Source organism: Pseudomonas sp. PK-RTE-24 (assembly GCF_054052265.1).
The window spans coordinates 1-16154 of sequence record NZ_CM133224.1; the positions used below are offsets into that span (position 1 = coordinate 1).

Below are 16154 nucleotides of genomic sequence, written 5' to 3' on the forward strand. Positions count from 1 at the left end.
GCGGCCGGCCAGGCACCACAAATCTCGAATCTGCCCGCCCTCCCCCAATCCCCGTATAATCGCCCTCTTTTTCCCGAAGGCACCCCGCTCGTGGCAGACAAACGGTACAGCTGCATTGGTTTGTATAACCCCAAATCACCGGAGAACGTCGGTTCGGTGATGCGCGCCGCAGGCTGTTACGGCGTGGCGTCGGTGTTCTACACCGGCAAGCGTTATGAACGCGCCGCCGATTTCGTCACCGACACCAAGCGCGTGCACTACGACATCCCGTTGATCGGCATCGACGACCTGAAAAAAATCCTCCCGCTCAACTGCGTGCCCGTCGCCGTGGAGCTGGTCGACGGCGCCCGGCCGCTGCCCGAATACACCCACCCCGACCGAGCCCTGTATATCTTCGGCCCCGAGGACGGTTCGCTGGATAAAGAGATTCGCGACTGGTGCGAAGACGTCGTGTACATCCCGACCACCGGCTGCATGAACCTCGCCGCCACGGTCAACGTCGTGCTCTACGACCGCATGGCCAAAGGCCTGAACACCCGCTCCGGGCCGAAATTCCGCTGAAGCGTCGCACATTCGATGGAACAAGCTGACGGCCCCGGCAGTCAGCTTATCTATCAATCGCACCCTGCCTGGAGATAGATCATGAGCGAGCTCAAACGCGTAGAACGCATCGAATCCACCCCGTTCCAGTCGCCTTCGCACAAGAATGTGCATGGCTGGGAGCGCGTCGGCTCATTGACCGGCGGCGTGCTGATGGTCGGCAAGGGCCTGCGCCGTGGCGGCGTGTTCGGCCTGCTGCAAGTGGCGCTCGGCGGCATGGCCGTGGCCCGTGGCATTACCGGGCACTGCTCGGCGAAAAGCCTGTTGGAAAAAGGCCGTCAGGACATGAACAACGTGCGGGCGAAGATCGAACGCGCCGGGGAAGAACTGAGCAAGTTGAAGACCAATGCCGAAGTAGCCACCGAAACGGCAACCGTTACCGGCAATGATTCGCTGACCTCGCCGAAAGCCGGCGTCTGAGGCTTTAAAGCAAAAGATCGCAGCCTGCGGCAGCTCCTACACGAAATCACGTTTTCCATTGTAGGAGCTGCCGAAGGCTGCGATCTTTTGATCTTTACGGGTTCAACAACTCACCATCTCATCAGCCCGCGCGAAAAATCAGATGATCTTCCCAGTCATCTTCCGGCACGCTGCCTTCGGCGAGCATGCGCCCGGACTGGGAAATCCGCTCATGGTGCACCGCGTCGCGGTCGCCACACACCAGGTGATGCCATAACGGCAGATCCTTGCCCTCGCTGACCAGACGATAACCACAGGTCGGCGGTAGCCACTTGAATTCTTCCGCCTGACCCGGCGTGAGCTGAATGCAGTCAGGGACAAACTTGATCCGGTTCGGATAATCGCTGCACTGGCAGGTTTTCAGATCCAGCAGTTTGCAGGCGATGCGCGTGTAATAGACGCTGTTGTCTTCTTCGTCCTCGAGCTTTTGCAGGCAGCACAGACCGCAGCCGTCGCACAGCGATTCCCATTCCTCGTGATCGAGTTGATCGAGGGTTTTGCGTTTCCAGAACGGTTCGACTATGGCGGCCATGGCTCAAGCATCAACATCAAGGTGGTGAAAAGGCCGCCAGTCTAGTGCCAGCGGGCGCGGGGGCCAAGCGCTGGCGACTGCCGGTAAATCCGCTTGTCCGCACCAGCGCCGCCCGCTGAGCAAACTGGTGGCTACACTTTGAAACCAAAGTGGGAGCGAGCCTGCTCGCGAAAGCGCTGTGTCAGACACGCTGTTGTCGACTGACACGCCCTCTTCGCGAGCAGGCTCGCTCCCACAGTGAAATCGGTGGAGAGTCAGTAACCGCGGGTGAAATCCACCTCGCCGCGCAAAGCTTCACCTGCCTCATACGCTTTCAGGTTCTGCACAAACAAATCCACCATCAGCGCCGGCGAGGTCGGTGCCGAGCTGTGCCCGGTCAGGAGCAAGCCCCACGCGGTCCAGAATGGATGGCGTTGCGGCAATGGTTCCTGACGGCAGACGTCGATTACCGCGCCGGCCAGATGCCCTTCCTTCAAGGCTTCTACCAGATCGGCATCGACCACTGCGACGCCACGCCCGGCGTTGATGAACAATCCGGTCGGCTTGAATTGTTTGAACAGCGCCGCGTCGTAGATATCGTGGGTGTGTTCGGTGTTCGGCAGCAGATTGACAACGTAATCCACTTCGCCCACCAGACGCGGAAGATCGGCCAGCGCGCCGACTTCGACAAACGGCGCCTGTTCGCGGGCACTGCTGGCGATGCCGTACAGCTCGACGCCGAACGGCCGCAGAAACTGCGCAACGCTCTGGCCGATGTCACCGGTGCCGACGATCAGCACCTTGCGCCCTACCAGACTCTGGCCGCTGCGGTTGTCCCATTTGCGCTCGACCTGGCTGACCAGCCGCGCCAGCACTTCGCGTTCGTGGCCGAGGATGTAGGTCAGCACATATTCAGCCATGACCTGACCGAAAATCCCCACGGCGCGGGTCAGTCGATAGTCGCGGCGCAGGCCGTCGGCGAGCAGCGGCGTGATGCCGGCCCAGGTCGATTGCAGCCATTGCGGTTGATGGCCCTGGCGCAGCAAGGTCGCCAGCAGATCCGGCTGGCCCAGCCACACCGGGCAATCGGCGGCCTGACGCGCCAGTTCGGCGGAGTCGCCGCTGGTCAGGATTTCAAGCTCGGGCAGCGCCTGACGCAGCAGGCGGGCGTATATCGCGTAGTCGTGTTCGGCAATCAGAACGCGCATCTTCAAACCTTTCGCAAACCGTGCAAACAGCCGCCGGGTTCGGGCCGGCCATCGCGGTAAAAACAGTTCCAGGGTTAACCGAGGCCCAGAACAGGGCCTCGCGGGTCAGACCGGGTCGTTGCGTCGCAGCAACTCTTCGGGCAAGTGCTCGATGTACTCGTCCTCGGCCGGTGGCATTTGCAGGTGATAGCCCTGCTTGTCGAGGTTTTCCAGAACCACGGTGATGTCTTCGCTGGCCAGCTTGCGCTCGGGCGACAGCACCAGATCGAAGGAGTGCTTCGCTTTGCCAAAAGCCGTCATCAGCGCTTCCGGCACGCGCTCGAGCGCATCGCTCTTGAGCACGTAGAGATACATGCCGCTGCGCTTGGAGCTTTGGTAGATGGAGCAAATACGTTTCAAGGCTGTTCTCCGGCGGTGGCCAGGCTGTCGAGCAGCTTCTGGCCGAGCAATTCGCGGCGCCAGCCACGCAGCGAATCGGGCAATTGGTAAGGCCCCTCGGGGAAGCCGCTTTTGACCAGGGCTTCGAGGGTTTTCTTGCGCAGCATCAGTTCCGGGGCAATACCCAGGCGTTCGGCCTCGGCCTGACCCAGCGCGCGCAGTTGCTTGATCAGCGCAGCGGCTTCGATCGGCAACGGCTCCGGCACTGCCGGCGGCCATTGATCTGGCCCCACACTGCCAGAGCGCTTGATCAGATCAAGCAGAAACTGACCGTCCTGACGTACGGTACGCGGGTGCATGTCTTCAATCTTGCCCAGCGCCGCGAGGTTATCCGGCTGCGTGCGGGCCAAGGGCCACAGCGAGTGTTCACGGACGATGCGGTTGCGCGGCAGGTCGCGGGCGCGGGCTTCTTTTTCGCGCCAGGCGCACAGCTCACGCAGCACGGCGAGTTGTGCACGGGACAACTTCCATGCCAGTTTCGCCTCGCGATACACCTCGTAAGGATCGGTTTCGCGGCGCAGGTTGGCGACCAGTTCGGCGCCATCCTCCAGCACCCAGGCGAACTTGTCGTCGGACAGCTTGGGCCGCAACTCGACGAACACCTCGGCCAGATGCACGGCATCTTCGGCGGCATAGCTGATCTGGGTTTCGGACAGCGGTCGCTGCAACCAGTCGGAACGGGTTTCGCCCTTTGGCAGGTCGATGCCGAGCACCTCCTGCACCAGACGCGAGTAGCCCATCGAAAAGCCGAGGTTCAGGTAAGCGGCGGCCAGTTGCGTGTCGAACAGCGGCGCCGGCAGGCTGCCGGTCAGGCGCAACAGCACTTCGAGGTCTTCGCTGCAGGCGTGCAGGACTTTGAGCACCGCCGGGTTTTCCAGCAACGCTGCCAGAGGTTGCCAGGCGTTGATGGTCAGCGGATCGATCAGGTAGGCGCGTTTGCCGTCGCCGATCTGCAACAGGCCGGCAATCGGGTAGAAGGTGTCGACCCGCATGAATTCGGTGTCGAGGGCAACGAACGGCAGCTGCTGCCACTCGGCGCAAAACTGCGCGAGGCTTTCGTTGTCGCGAATCCAGTGAATATCGATAGCCACACGGCTCTCCCTTGAAGAATGGCGCGCAGTATATATCGCCACCGACGATTTACGCGCCTTTGAAGGGCAAGAGCTGTAAGGAAATGTCTTGCCTGTCAGCAAGAATAGTCTGACAGCAGAAACAGAAAGGCCCGTCGCATTGGCGCGACGGGCAGGAAACGCTTCACTGCTTGGCCAACACGCCGTCGATCACCGCGCCACGACAGCCGGCAAACATGTCCAAGGCAGGTTGATAGACGCTGCTGCGCACTTCCAGCAGGCCGAGCATCGAGTGGAACAGATTGTCCTGGCTCAGCGGCTTGTCCCGGCTCAGTTGCAGGCAATGGGTGTCGACCGAATAGGCCTTCTGATAGCTGTCAGAGAACCACGCCAGCATCGCTACATGCTTCTGTTGCTCGGGCGCCAGCATATAAGGCGTGCCGTGCAGAAACAGGTTGTACTCGCCCAGCGATTCGCCGTGGTCCGACAGATAGAGCATGGCGGTGTCGACTTTGTCCTGATTGCTGCGCAGCACATCGATCAGGCTCGCCAGCACATGGTCGGTGTAGACCAAGGTGTTGTCGTAACCGTTTACGATACTTTCGCGGCTGCAATTGTTCAGCGCGTTACTTTCACAGACCGGAGTGAAGTGTTCGTACTCCTTGGGATACCGCTTGAAGTAGTCCGGGCCGTGACTGCCCATCTGATGCAGCACCAGCACGGTGTCCTTGTCCAGATGATCGATGAAACTTTGCAGGCCTTGCAGGAGGATTTCATCGCGACATTCGCTGTTGGCGCACAGCGCAGGGTCTTGCAACTTGCTGACATCCTGCACCGTGACGCGGTCGCATGTGCCTTTGCAGCCGGACTGGTTATCGCGCCAGATCACATCAATGCCGGCACGCTTGAGCACATCGAGCAAGCCCTCTTCATTCCTGGCCTTGCTGGCGTTGTAATCCTTGCGACCCATGTTGGAGAACATGCACGGTACCGAAACGGCGGTTTCCGTGCCGCAGGAATGCACGTCAGTGAAAGCGATCAGCCCGGCCTCTTTGTCCAGTTGCGGGGTGGTGTCTCGGTCGTAACCGAGAATGCCGAAGTTCTGCGCCCGCGCACTTTCCCCTACCACCAGCACGGTGAGGGATTTGCGTGGCTGTAGCTGCAAGTCGGGGTTGCGCTGGGCATCTTCGCCGATCTTGATGAACGGCTGCTGCGCCGAGACAACTTGCTCTTGCAGATAACCAATGGATGCGCCGATGTAATTGCTCGGCACCAGCATCAGGCGAATTTCGTGGTGATTGCGAAACAGCGACGACAAACCTTGATAGTTGGCCAATGCCACAACGCCGATCACCGCCGCCGAGGCAACACTGACAATAACTTTGCTGAACAACTCGTGATGCCAGCGCCGATAATTGACCGGTACTTTCCACAACAACAAACACGGCAAAACACCCAGCAAGAGAATATAAGCGAACAACTTCAACGAAAGCAGATCACGCACTTCCGTCGCGTTGGTCTCGGCAAAGTTGCGCAACATGCCCGCATCAATCATGACGCCATATTGGCTCATGAAATAAGCCACGCCGGCGCTGACTAAAAACAAAAGAGTCAAAAGTGGTTTAAGCAGTGGCCGGAACGCGAATATCGTCAGCACGATATTGAACGCGGCAAGGATCATCACGCCGAACGCCACGCGCATGGCGATGCCCTTGCCATCGGCGGCGGTGATCTCGAACAGGTGTTGCCAAAGCACCAGATTGAAACCGAGCAACAAAAAGGCGCTGGCAGACAACGTCACCCATTCCGGGCGCACGGCTTTTAACTTCAGCATGATGAGTGACTGTTCCTGAAAGAAGAGCCTCGTCAAGTGTGAAAACTTCATTCACCGAGGCATGCCAAACTTTAGGCAGGCATGGATCAATTTTTCGTGAAAAAGATGCTAATGATTAGTTGCCTCGGAGCACGAACGTGAAAGTTTGCGAGTATTTGAGAATGGTTCAGGTTTTATTCAGTTTCAGGCACTTCGCAATGTCCTCTGTGGGAGCGAGCCTGCTCGCGAAAGCGCAGTGTCAGCAAATAATTGTTTGTCTGGAGGAACGCATTCGCGAGCAGGCTCGCTCCCACATCGGGACAGGGGTGTTATCGAGTTTTTAGGTCTGGCCCGGGGTTTTCTGATTTGCCGACGCCGGCGACGCCACGCCTAATCATCAGCCTCTGCACTCCAAGGCCCGCTGATGAATCACTCCCGCCCCGCCGCTTGGCTGATACTCGCGATCATTCTTGTCGCACTTAATCTGCGCCCCTCAATGGCAGCCATCGGGCCGCTGCTGTCGGCGATCCGTAGCGATATCCCATTGAGCTTCACGCTTGCCTCTTTGCTGACGATGCTGCCGGTCATGGCCATGGGGCTGGCGATGTTCTTCGGCCTGCGCATCAGCCAGCGTCTGGGCGAACAACGCACGGTGCTGCTGTCGCTGTTGGTCATCGGGCTGGCGAGCGTGTCACGGCTGTTTATCGATTCTGCGGTCGAGCTGATCGTCAGCGCGATACTGGCCGGTATTGGCATAGCGCTGATTCAGGCATTGATGCCGGCGCTGATCAAATCGCGCTTTGCTGACAACGTGGCGTTGTGCATGGGCGTCTACGTCACGTCGATCATGGGCGGCGCCGCGATTGCCGCATCGTTCGCGCCGCTGGTGATGGTGCAGACCGGCAGTTGGCGCGTCGGGCTGGCCATCTGGGCGGCGTTGGCATTGGTCGCGTTGCTGGTCTGGTGCTTGCAGCCAGCGCAAGCCCTATCAAGGGTGACCCAGCGGGAGTCTTTCATCACGCGCCGTCGCGCCTGGTTGCTGGCGATTTTCTTTGGCCTCGGTACGGCGTCCTACACCTGCGTCCTCGCCTGGCTGGCCCCGTACTACGTGGAAAAAGGCTGGAGTGAACAAAACGCCGGGTTGATGTTGGGTTTTCTTACAGCGATGGAGGTCATTTCCGGGCTGGTAGTGCCGGCGATCGCCAATCGCAGTCGTGATAGGCGTGGGATATTGGCGGTTCTGCTGTTGCTGATCATCGGCGGTTTCTGCGGGCTGATTCTCGCCCCGCTAACTCTGGCCCTGTTATGGCCTTGTCTGTTGGGGTTGGGGATTGGCGGTCTGTTTCCGATGAGCCTGATCGCCGCGCTGGATCACTGCGACGAGCCGCAGCGCGCCGGTGGCCTGACCGCGTTTGTACAGGGGATCGGTTATCTGATCGCAGGACTGTCGCCGCTGTTGGCAGGGATCATTCGCGATCGGCTGGGCAGTTTCGAAGGTGCGTGGTGGGCGCTGACTGCGGTAATGGTGCTCATGCTGCTGATGGTTGTGCGCTTCAACCCTCGCGACTACACACGTCGCTTGCCCTGCCCGGGCTAGAGGCCTCTGGCCATCTTTTGCGCACGAGATTGGCAACGTCGTGTTGCTAAAAGTTTCTGTCCCACATGTGTCCGTGAAATGTCCTACAAAGGTTTCTCCTGGCACCATCGTTCCGTTAGGATCGTACGCACACGTTTGCGCGAATTCTGCGCAAGGGACAGCGAGACGGAACTCATGCTGAACAGTAATTTGCTTCGCAAGCTCGATATGCAGGACTTGATGGTATTCGTCGCCGTGTACGAGCAGAGCAGTGTCACCGATGTCTCGGAAACCCTGTTCGTCAGCCAGTCCACCGTCAGTTATTGCCTGAAGAAACTGCGCACCAGTTTCGAAGACGAACTGTTCATCAACACCCGCACCGGCATGCGCCCGACCTACAAGGCCTGCAGCATGTACGGCCATGTGCAGAAAATCCTCGAAAGCATCAACCTCTGCCACGCCGGTGCCCCGGCCTTCGACCCGAGCCGGCAGGCGGTGACTTTCAACATCTGCGCCCCGGAATACTTCGAGCAATTGATTCTGCCGCGACTGTTGAAGCGCTTCGATTTCGACGACTTGCCAGTGATGGTCAACATGCACAAGTTTGAAACCGACGTTCCGGCCGAAGAGTTGCGCGACGGCAGCCTCGATCTGGTGATCAGTTTCGGCCCGCACTTTCACCGCCAGCATGCGGATCTGAAATCCCGGATGTTGCTGGAAGATGACCTGGTCTGCGTCTTCGACAAACGCGCCACACCACTCGAACCGCGCCTGAGCCTGCAAGCATTCACCGAACGTCGGCATGTGTTTCCAACGCCGTGGACTTCAAGCACCAACATGGTCGACGGCTGGCTGGCGCGGCAAGCGCAAAAGCGCCAGATAGTGGCCCGATCGAACAGCTACAGCGCCGCGTTGAAGATGATCACCGGCACCGATTTCATCCTCACCCTGCCCCGGCGTATCCAGCGTCTGCTGACCAACGACGCAGTGTTCAACCACTGCGAAGCGCCCAACGGCCTGCCGGGTTTCACCCTCGACATGCAGTGGAGCCAGAGCGCCGATCAGGACAGCGCCAACGTCTGGCTGCGCGAGCAGGTGATTCAGGTGTGCAGCGAGCTGGAAAACGCCTGAACGTCAGATGCCGATGGCGGCTTTGCTGTAGGACTCGCGATCGATGTCGAGCAGTTCCACGCACAGTTGCACTTCGAGCCCGGCCGGCCATTCGCAGAGTTCCTGCAACACTGCCAGCAGACTTTGCGAGAGCTGCTTCTTGATCTCCGCCGAGCGCCCGCTGAGCAAGGCCAGTTTCACATGGACGAAGGCACGCTCGCCCTGCGCCGTGCCGACCTTGAAGTTGTCGATCTTGATCGCGCGGCTCTTGATATCGAACTCCGCGCCGAACTGACCGGAACCGACCAGCGTGTTGTTGAGCCGGATCAGGGCGATGTCAGCGTTCAACTGCGTCAGGTTGGCGGTGTATTCCATGTGCAGGTGTGGCATTGCGGATCTCCAGTCGGCGGATGCGGGGCGTACATATACCACAATCACACAGCGTCATTTGTGGGAGCGAGCCTGCTCGCGAAAGCGTCCTTTCAGTTTGCACACCCGCGCCTGCTGAACCGCTTCGCGAGCAGGCTCGCTCCCACAGGGATACGTGGCATCTGTTAGATCTGAATACCCGGCCGTTCACTCATGAATGCTTCCAGCCGCGAGCGCAGCCAGCGTTCGGCAGGGTCGCTGTCGACGTGGCTGAGCCAGACCATCGACAGGTCCAGTGTCGGCGTCTTGAACGGGAACGGTTCCTGGAACAGCGCCCCGGACGCCGCCATCGCCGCTGCGGTGTAATCCGGCAGGCTGGCGATCAGGTCGGTGCCGGCCAGCAAAGCCGGCAGTGCGCTGTACTGCGGCACCGACAACACCACCTGCCGCGTGCGCCCCAGTTCCGCCAGCCACTCATCGGCGTAACCGCTGACATTGGCCGTGTGTGACACCAGCACATGCGGGCGAGCGCAATATTCGTCGAGGGTCAGCGGTGTAGCAGAGGCATCGGCGCGCAGGATGCTTGGCTGGATATGCCGCAGCAGTTTGCGTTTGGCGTTGGCCGGCAGGCCACGGGTCTGGCTGATGCCGACGGTGATATCGCCGGCAGCGAGCAGGTCGGGAATGCGCCAGTAATCGACATGTTGCACCACGAACACCACGCTCGGCGCCTCTTGGCGCAACGCGCGCAACAGCGGCGGCAGCAGGCCGAATTCGACGTCGTCGGACAGGCCGATGCGAAAGGTCATGGTGCTCGTCGCGGGATCGAAATCGCGGGTCAGGCTCAGCGCCGCCGACAGTGAATCCAGTGCCGGTTTGAGATGGCGGTAAATGTCTTCGGCGCGGGCCGTCGGTTCCATGCGATGGCCGACGCGGATGAACAGCGGATCATTGAGCATCGTGCGCAAACGGTTGAGTGCCGAACTGATGGTCGGCTGGCCGAGGAACAGCTTCTCCGCCGCGCGGGTCACGTTGCGTTCCAGCATCAGGGTCTCGAACACCACCATCAGGTTGATGTCGGCCTTGCGTAGTTCATTGCGGTTCATCCTTTGCCCCTGCTCCCCGGAATAGCGGCAGTGTAGAAAGGCCCAGGAACCGCGTCTATGGGCCGCTGCGCCGAACAGTCACTGAAGGGTCAATGAAGCGTCAACGCCAGAATGCCAATGGCCAGTTTGCGCGGATCGAGTCCCATGCCCAGCGCTCTCGGGCTGACGGCATCGGCGTGCTGGAAACGAATCACCAGCACGCCTTCACGCTCAATGCGCTGCTGGACTTCAGCTGGCAGATCAACGCTGACAACGTTCGCTTCGGCCTTGAGCAAACGGGTGGAGAGCACCGGCACATCGTTGACGCTAATCTCCAGCCCCTGTTCGGTATGCGACGGCGTAATCAAAGCATTGGCTTCCAGCACAAATGATCTCACCGGGGCCTCGGGCCGCAGAATGATTTGCGATTCACTGCCCTCAGACCACGTGCCCCACGGTTCGCTTTTCGACCATCCGCTGCCGAGGAAAAACGTCGCCAGGCTGGTTACGTTGAAGGTCACGCGCTCGTTCGACTTCATTGGCGAAATCAGCGTAAGGGGATCGGCGGCCACGATGGGCGGGCAATCGGCGCAACGCTTCCAGCCGGGCGCCAGCACGTTCAAACCGTCGATTCTGGCGAGTACGTCAGTCTCGCGATTGAGAGTCAGCGCGGCCGGCAGCACAGTGCGGCTATCGAGTACATACAACGTATCGGCGGCGTATTGACCAGAGCTGACCATCTGGTCGGCCACAGCCTGGGCCGCCTCGGTGGCCTTGGTACTCATGCGGCCGAGGTAGACCGCATTGGTCGGCAGATGATGGCGTCCCGCATACTCGGCCAGCGTTCGCCACTGCTCCGGATAATTCTCCGGGCGCAGCCAGCGCACCGCCTGATAATGGCGGGCTGCCTGATCCCAGAACGGATCAACCAGTGGCGTCGGCCATTGTGGCGCCGGCGTGGCCATGAACAGGTTGCGCGACTCTCCCCAACCGGAACGCGTATCCGCCACTTGCAGCAATAGGGCAATGCTCAGCAGAATCCGTGCCGTGCGCGAAGTATGGCCGCGAATCACCACGTACAGAATGGCGAAAATCGCCATGTACATGACAGGCCAGATCATCCGCCCCGAACCGCGAAAAATTGTCGCCACCGCAACCACCGCATCCGGCAGCGGGATGTGCAACTCGAATGGGCCGACCCCGATGTTGTTGGAAAACGCAAACAGCGCCAAGCCGGCGAGCGCGAGCAACAGCAACGGGTAGCGACGTGGCTTGAGGTGAACATCCGTGCCGCGTTGCAGCCATGCCGCGAAGGCGCAGATGAACAGGAACACCACACCCAAACCAAGGAAAGCAAAACCGTCACCATCGCCCAACACACCGGGCATGTCGCGCAGGGCAAACGACCAGGTTCCCGGGTCGAAAAAGCTCAGCACATTGGCGCGGAACAGACCGTAGCCCATCAGTGCCAGACCGTCATCGCCGACGCTGAAGTAGCCCGCCTGCCAGCAACACAGACTCACCAGCAAAAACAGACCGATCAGTTCGGCCACAGCTTTGCGCGGCGCCAGATGTCGCCGCAGGGTGTGCGCTGCGAGATCGGCGAGCCAGATCAGCGCAATCATCGCCAGCAAATAGGCGTGAATCAGCGCGGCCGCCGCCAGCAACGTTCCCCAGGCCAGAGAGCGCTTGGGCGTGAAGGGCCGCAGCGCCAGGTACAGCGCGGCCAGCAACATGAAATGCCCGCCCAGGGACAGGTGCACGCTCATGCGGATCAGCATGGCCGGAACGAATAAAAACAGCCCGGTGCCGAGCAACCGCAGAACCGCGTCGCGGGTCACCAGGCCGAGCAGTTTCCAGGCAAACCAGCTCTGCAGAATGAAGCAGGTCAGCAACCACAGTCCGAAATACTGAAACGGCTCCGGCAACAGCGCCGAAAACGGCTTGAACAGAAAGGCAAACAGCGGATTGGAATCGGAAAAGATCAAGCCATTGCCCAATTCAAGTCCATAAGACGGATTGAGCCCCAGCGGAAAGCTCCATGGCGAGTGCCGGAAAAACACCCAACCCTGGTAATGGGTGGCCGGGTCGCCGTCGCCCAGCCAGGCAATGTTCATCGGGTTCAACGCCCGTGGGCCGACCACGATAAAAAAGGCCAGAATGCCTAGCAGCACAGGCAACAGCGCAGCGGCCCGAGAGGTTGAGCAAAGCTTCATCGATACGTCCAGAAATTATGCAAAACGAAAGTGAACGCTGGCACCGTCAGGGCCACGGCGCCGATCCCGAGCAGATAATGCAACCCAGCCATTTGCGCCGCCCAGGCAACCAGCATCGCCAATAGAAAACCGCCCGCCGAGACCGACACAAAGCGCAGTAACGTGCGCCCGTGCAGGCGAGCTGAAAAGCTCCAGGTGGTATTGATCACATACGACACAACGGTCGCCACGGCAAAGGCGAAACCATTGGCCAGCGGCGGTTCGGGCGCGATGAAGCGGATGAACATCACGGCCACCAGCGCATGCAGCGCAGTGACGAACAGCCCGGTCAGGGCAAAGCGCAGACCACGGCGAACCAACGCTGAACGATCACTGTCGATCACGGTTTCTGCGCCAGCACGAAGACGCTCAAACCGGCCAGCCGGTTGCTGCCCATCAACGGCAACTCCATTCGGCAAAGAGTCTTGAGCACGCTGTTGACCCACGGGTGATGACGCTTGAGTTGCGACTGCGGCCGTGCGGTTTGCGAACCTTGAGGTATCAGGCGCAACGCTGCGGCGATAGGAAACACCGCACCGAAATAGTAGGCGCCGCGCTGCACGGTCAAACCGGCATCGCCCGCCAGGGTTTCGAATTGCGCGAGGGTGTAGCGGCGCTTGTGCTCAAGAAAATCATCATGACCGCTCCAGAGAAACTGAAACGCCGGCACCGTCATCAGAAAACGACTGCCCGAAGGCACTTTATCGACATAGTTTTTGAGCAGGCCGAGGTCGTCGTCGACATGCTCGAGCACGTCCATCAGTAACACCAGATCGGCATCGATGCTGTCGATGCCGCGGCGGTAATGCACCGGTTTGCCCGCGGTGGTGGCGCTTGAATCGGCGGGGTAACTGATGTCGACGCACCACGCCTCATGCGCGTCGGTGTGGGTCAGCAGATGATGCGAGAAAAACCCCGAGCCGGCACCGACATCGAGTATTCGTCGGATCGGCATGTTACCCAGCAATCGCCGGGTCGCCGCCGCTTTGCAGCAGTAATACCAATGCTCATCGATGCTGTCGCCGAGGATGTCGGTTTCCTTGAGATCCATCTGTCAGTCCTTGGGGTCGTAAACGCGACGCACCAGAAAAACCGGCCGGCGTTTGGATTCGATATAGGTGCGGCCAAGGTATTCGCCGAGTACGCCAATGCCGATCAATTGCAGACCGCCAAGGAACGTGACTGCGACCATCAGCGAGGCATAACCAGGCAAGTCGACACCGTGGATCAGTGTGCGCAGGACAATGAACATGGCGAACGCAAACGACACCAGCGAAACCGTTGCCCCCAGGTAAGTCCAGACCCGCAGCGGCTCGGTGCTGAAACTGGTGATGCCTTCGAGGGCGAAGTTCCACAGCCGCCAGCCATTGAATTTGCTTTGCCCGGCCACGCGCTCGGGGCGCTCGTAGTCGACATGAGTGGTGCGGAAACCGACCCAGGCGAACAGACCTTTCATGAAGCGTCGCGACTCAGGCAGGGTCAGCAAGGCATCGACCACGCAGCGGTCCATCAAGCGGAAGTCGCCAACGTTCTCCGGCAACGGCTGTTCGGCGATGCGGTTGTGCAGGCGATAGAACCAGTGGGCCGAGGTCGATTTGGCCCACGTGTCGCTGCGGCGGCTGACACGATGCCCCAGCACCACTTCGTAACCTTCGCGCCAGCGCTCGATCATCTGCAAAATGACTTCCGGCGGGTCCTGCAGATCGGCGTCGATCGGTACCACGATCTTCCCGGTGGCCATTTGCAGACCGGCCGACAACGCCGCTTCCTTGCCGAAGTTGCGGCTTAGATCGACGATGCGCAGACGCGAGTCTTGCCGCTGCCGTTCAAGCAAGCGCTCAAGGGTGGTGTCGGTGCTGCCATCGTTGATGAAGACCAGTTCAAGATCGATCAGTGCCTGCGTCTGAAAGACGTCGTCGATGCGCGAAAGAAAGCTGTCGAGGCTGTCGGCCTCGTTGAAAACGGGGATCACCAGCGACAACGTCACCTGCCCGGCCTGTTGCGTTCCGTGCTCAGTCAAAGGAGTGCTCTTTTTATAGTTTGTCGGTCATCGAAAGTCTTTCGAGGCCATGAGCCGTGCCGTATTAAGCAGCAGCCGGCACGCACGTGCAAGCAGGACACGGCGTCATATCGGCCAATTCGCCGGGCAGTCGCCGCGCTCTGGCCAGCGTCTTTCAGAAACATCCGCGAACGATTGGAAACAAATCCGCGATAGCCAAAAAAACCCGCTGCGCTAGGCTTGCGTCGATGCGCCACACAGGTTGGTGCGCCTATCGATCGCAGGGAGCGAACCGTATGTATTTCGAAATCTACCGACAAACCCGAGGCACCCCCAGCACTGGCAAAGGCCAATGGCGCTGGCGCCTGCGTGCGCGCAACCACGAGACGGTGGCCAGTGGCGAATCGTATGTGAACAAGGCTGATTGCCTGCACGTGATCAACCTGATCAAAGCCGTACAGGGCGAGACGCCGATCAAGGAGATTTGAGCGAAACCACATTCATCAAAGGTGCATGTGCTGCATTTGTTGCTTCCATGCACCCCGGCGCCTCTAGCAGCGGGCGCAGAGATGCGTCGACAGTGGAGCGAACCGGGAAAGCATCAGAGCTGTAACAGAACCACGCCGACCAATATGGCAATCACTGCCGATATCGCCAGCACTTGCGTCGAGGTCAAGGCCAGCGCTGCATCCCTGGAACGGCCGACGAAGCGGCCGCGAATCTGATGCCGATCCGGCTGCGCTTCGAACAGGTTGTCCGGGTGCTCGTTGTCTTCAGGCTCATTGGTCTGCTGACCGGACCATGCACTTCGCGCCATCAAACGGTCGAGCAGACCGGGCATGACCGACTGCCCAATAATCGCTTTGATCGTCGACCACCCCAGCCACAACTCTCGCGGAGGATGCTTTACCACACTGAAAATCGCCCGTGCCGCTACGTCGGGGTCGTGAATCGGTGGTACAGGTTGGGGACGCTTGGGCAATTTGTTGCGTGCCCAATCGAACTGCGGGGTATTGATCGCGGGCAATTGCACCATGCACACGCGAATATGGCTGCGCTCATGCAGCAACTCACAGCGCAACGAGTCGGTAAAACCGCGCACGGCAAATTTTGCCCCGCAGTAAGCGGCCTGCAACGGAATGGCGCGATAGGCCAGCGCCGAGCCGACCTGAATGATCAGTCCCTTGTTGCGTGGGCGCATCAACGACAGCGCTGCCAACGTGCCATGAACCGTGCCGAGATAGGTTACCTGGGTGACGCGCTCAATCTCGGCGGCGGACAATTGCTCTATCGGCGAGAGCACTGTGACCATCGCCGCGTTGACCCAGACCGCCAGCGGCCCGAGCGCGGTTTCCAGTTGCTGGGCGGCCTGCTGCACGGCGAGCGCATCGGCGACGTCGACGCTGACTGTTTCAACCTGAACGCCATACGCTCGCAGCTCCTCTTGCGTGGCGGCCAGCCCCGCCGGATCACGCGCCAACAGCCCGATGTGGTAGCCGCCAGCGGCAAACCGATGGGCCACCGCGCGCCCTACGCCAGCACTGGCGCCGCTAATCACCACCAAAGATTGCTCCTGCATGAACCGTCCTCGTCGACGCTCAGTCGATCGGCCCGTTATTGATCATCAAGTCATCGCTCACTGCCAATATCTCCTCGGGGAT

Annotated in this window: 17 protein-coding genes; 5 read left to right on the forward strand and 12 right to left on the reverse strand. The window is 60.0% G+C overall.

The window, feature by feature from the left end:
- Positions 1 to 90 precede the first annotated feature (90 nt).
- Together ACV8MC_RS00005 and ACV8MC_RS00010 are read left to right on the forward strand one after the other, a co-directional pair.
- Positions 91 to 561, forward strand: coding sequence for an RNA methyltransferase (locus ACV8MC_RS00005; protein WP_046816778.1), 471 nt, complete (start codon positions 91 to 93; stop codon positions 559 to 561).
- 81 nt (positions 562 to 642) lie between these two features.
- A complete protein-coding gene (locus ACV8MC_RS00010; RefSeq protein ID WP_056783579.1) occupies positions 643 to 1020 on the forward strand; it encodes a YgaP family membrane protein in 378 nt (125 codons plus the stop codon).
- A 121-nt stretch (positions 1021 to 1141) separates the two neighbouring features.
- Here the strand turns inward: ACV8MC_RS00010 and ACV8MC_RS00015 are convergent, their stop codons facing one another.
- The 5 genes from ACV8MC_RS00015 to ACV8MC_RS00035 all read right to left on the reverse strand — a co-directional run bounded on the left by ACV8MC_RS00015 (position 1142) and on the right by ACV8MC_RS00035 (position 6120).
- On the reverse strand, positions 1142 to 1591 hold the full coding sequence (locus ACV8MC_RS00015; protein WP_016771232.1) for a YcgN family cysteine cluster protein: 450 nt from the start codon (positions 1589 to 1591) through the stop codon (positions 1142 to 1144).
- Positions 1592 to 1845: 254 nt separating this feature from the next.
- Positions 1846 to 2778, reverse strand: a complete 933-nt coding sequence (locus tag ACV8MC_RS00020) for a D-2-hydroxyacid dehydrogenase (protein WP_041478849.1) — start codon at positions 2776 to 2778, stop codon at positions 1846 to 1848.
- 105 nt (positions 2779 to 2883) lie between these two features.
- A complete protein-coding gene (locus tag ACV8MC_RS00025; protein WP_041478850.1) occupies positions 2884 to 3177 on the reverse strand; it encodes a YcgL domain-containing protein in 294 nt (97 codons plus the stop codon).
- On the reverse strand, positions 3174 to 4307 hold the full coding sequence (rnd, locus tag ACV8MC_RS00030) for a ribonuclease D (protein WP_024012017.1): 1134 nt from the start codon (positions 4305 to 4307) through the stop codon (positions 3174 to 3176). The genes ACV8MC_RS00025 and rnd overlap by 4 nt, the downstream gene beginning before the upstream one ends.
- 163 nt (positions 4308 to 4470) lie before the next feature.
- Positions 4471 to 6120 carry a phosphoethanolamine transferase gene (locus tag ACV8MC_RS00035; protein WP_457264068.1) on the reverse strand — a complete coding sequence of 550 codons (1650 nt, stop codon included), beginning with the start codon at positions 6118 to 6120 and terminating at the stop codon, positions 4471 to 4473.
- A 403-nt stretch (positions 6121 to 6523) separates the two neighbouring features.
- On the opposite strand from ACV8MC_RS00035, the gene ACV8MC_RS00040 reads away from it, so the two are divergent.
- Together ACV8MC_RS00040 and ACV8MC_RS00045 are read left to right on the forward strand one after the other, a co-directional pair.
- On the forward strand, positions 6524 to 7696 hold the full coding sequence (locus ACV8MC_RS00040) for a cyanate transporter (RefSeq protein ID WP_457264070.1): 1173 nt from the start codon (positions 6524 to 6526) through the stop codon (positions 7694 to 7696).
- A 174-nt stretch (positions 7697 to 7870) separates the two neighbouring features.
- Positions 7871 to 8806 carry a LysR family transcriptional regulator gene (locus tag ACV8MC_RS00045; protein ID WP_252887457.1) on the forward strand — a complete coding sequence of 312 codons (936 nt, stop codon included), beginning with the start codon at positions 7871 to 7873 and terminating at the stop codon, positions 8804 to 8806.
- Positions 8807 to 8809: 3 nt separating this feature from the next.
- Here the strand turns inward: ACV8MC_RS00045 and ACV8MC_RS00050 are convergent, their stop codons facing one another.
- The 6 genes from ACV8MC_RS00050 to ACV8MC_RS00075 form a co-directional block, all read right to left on the reverse strand.
- A complete protein-coding gene (locus tag ACV8MC_RS00050) occupies positions 8810 to 9175 on the reverse strand; it encodes a 5-carboxymethyl-2-hydroxymuconate Delta-isomerase (RefSeq protein WP_041478855.1) in 366 nt (121 codons plus the stop codon).
- 164 nt (positions 9176 to 9339) lie between these two features.
- Positions 9340 to 10260, reverse strand: coding sequence for a LysR substrate-binding domain-containing protein (locus ACV8MC_RS00055; protein ID WP_457264072.1), 921 nt, complete (start codon positions 10258 to 10260; stop codon positions 9340 to 9342).
- Positions 10261 to 10349: 89 nt separating this feature from the next.
- Positions 10350 to 12455, reverse strand: coding sequence for a DUF6311 domain-containing protein (locus tag ACV8MC_RS00060; RefSeq protein WP_457264074.1), 2106 nt, complete (start codon positions 12453 to 12455; stop codon positions 10350 to 10352).
- On the reverse strand, positions 12452 to 12838 hold the full coding sequence (locus tag ACV8MC_RS00065; RefSeq protein WP_056783558.1) for a GtrA family protein: 387 nt from the start codon (positions 12836 to 12838) through the stop codon (positions 12452 to 12454). Before ACV8MC_RS00065 ends, ACV8MC_RS00060 begins: the two co-directional genes overlap by 4 nt.
- Positions 12835 to 13545 (reverse strand): class I SAM-dependent methyltransferase, encoded by a 711-nt coding sequence (locus tag ACV8MC_RS00070; protein WP_095180646.1) that lies wholly within the window; start codon positions 13543 to 13545, stop codon positions 12835 to 12837. Before ACV8MC_RS00070 ends, ACV8MC_RS00065 begins: the two co-directional genes overlap by 4 nt.
- Before the next feature lie 3 nt (positions 13546 to 13548).
- Positions 13549 to 14514: a glycosyltransferase family 2 protein gene (locus ACV8MC_RS00075; RefSeq protein ID WP_056783552.1), complete on the reverse strand. Its 966-nt coding sequence runs from the start codon at positions 14512 to 14514 to the stop codon at positions 13549 to 13551.
- A gap of 275 nt (positions 14515 to 14789) precedes the next feature.
- Between ACV8MC_RS00075 and ACV8MC_RS00080 the strand changes: the two genes are divergently transcribed.
- Entirely contained in the window at positions 14790 to 14981 is a 192-nt protein-coding gene (locus tag ACV8MC_RS00080) for a YegP family protein (protein WP_016771242.1), read from the forward strand.
- A gap of 113 nt (positions 14982 to 15094) precedes the next feature.
- Here ACV8MC_RS00080 and ACV8MC_RS00085 read toward each other — a convergent pair whose 3' ends face one another.
- Complete coding sequence (locus tag ACV8MC_RS00085) at positions 15095 to 16072, reverse strand: SDR family oxidoreductase (protein ID WP_095180644.1); 978 nt, start codon at positions 16070 to 16072, stop codon at positions 15095 to 15097.
- Positions 16073 to 16154 lie beyond the last annotated feature (82 nt).

Excerpts from the sequence above, each read along its gene's own strand:
- ACV8MC_RS00010 (WP_056783579.1), top strand. The coding sequence starts at position 643 with ATGAGCGAGCTCAAACGCGTAGAACGCATCGAATCCACCCCGTTCCAG.
- ACV8MC_RS00015 (WP_016771232.1), bottom strand. The coding sequence starts at position 1,591 with ATGGCCGCCATAGTCGAACCGTTCTGGAAACGCAAAACCCTCGATCAA.
- ACV8MC_RS00020 (WP_041478849.1), bottom strand. The coding sequence starts at position 2,778 with ATGCGCGTTCTGATTGCCGAACACGACTACGCGATATACGCCCGCCTG.
- ACV8MC_RS00035 (WP_457264068.1), bottom strand. The coding sequence starts at position 6,120 with ATGCTGAAGTTAAAAGCCGTGCGCCCGGAATGGGTGACGTTGTCTGCC.
- ACV8MC_RS00040 (WP_457264070.1), top strand. The coding sequence starts at position 6,524 with ATGAATCACTCCCGCCCCGCCGCTTGGCTGATACTCGCGATCATTCTT.
- ACV8MC_RS00045 (WP_252887457.1), top strand. The coding sequence starts at position 7,871 with ATGCTGAACAGTAATTTGCTTCGCAAGCTCGATATGCAGGACTTGATG.
- ACV8MC_RS00050 (WP_041478855.1), bottom strand. The coding sequence starts at position 9,175 with ATGCCACACCTGCACATGGAATACACCGCCAACCTGACGCAGTTGAAC.
- ACV8MC_RS00055 (WP_457264072.1), bottom strand. The coding sequence starts at position 10,260 with ATGAACCGCAATGAACTACGCAAGGCCGACATCAACCTGATGGTGGTG.
- ACV8MC_RS00060 (WP_457264074.1), bottom strand. The coding sequence starts at position 12,455 with ATGAAGCTTTGCTCAACCTCTCGGGCCGCTGCGCTGTTGCCTGTGCTG.
- ACV8MC_RS00070 (WP_095180646.1), bottom strand. The coding sequence starts at position 13,545 with ATGGATCTCAAGGAAACCGACATCCTCGGCGACAGCATCGATGAGCAT.
- ACV8MC_RS00080 (WP_016771242.1), top strand. The coding sequence starts at position 14,790 with ATGTATTTCGAAATCTACCGACAAACCCGAGGCACCCCCAGCACTGGC.
- ACV8MC_RS00085 (WP_095180644.1), bottom strand. The coding sequence starts at position 16,072 with ATGCAGGAGCAATCTTTGGTGGTGATTAGCGGCGCCAGTGCTGGCGTA.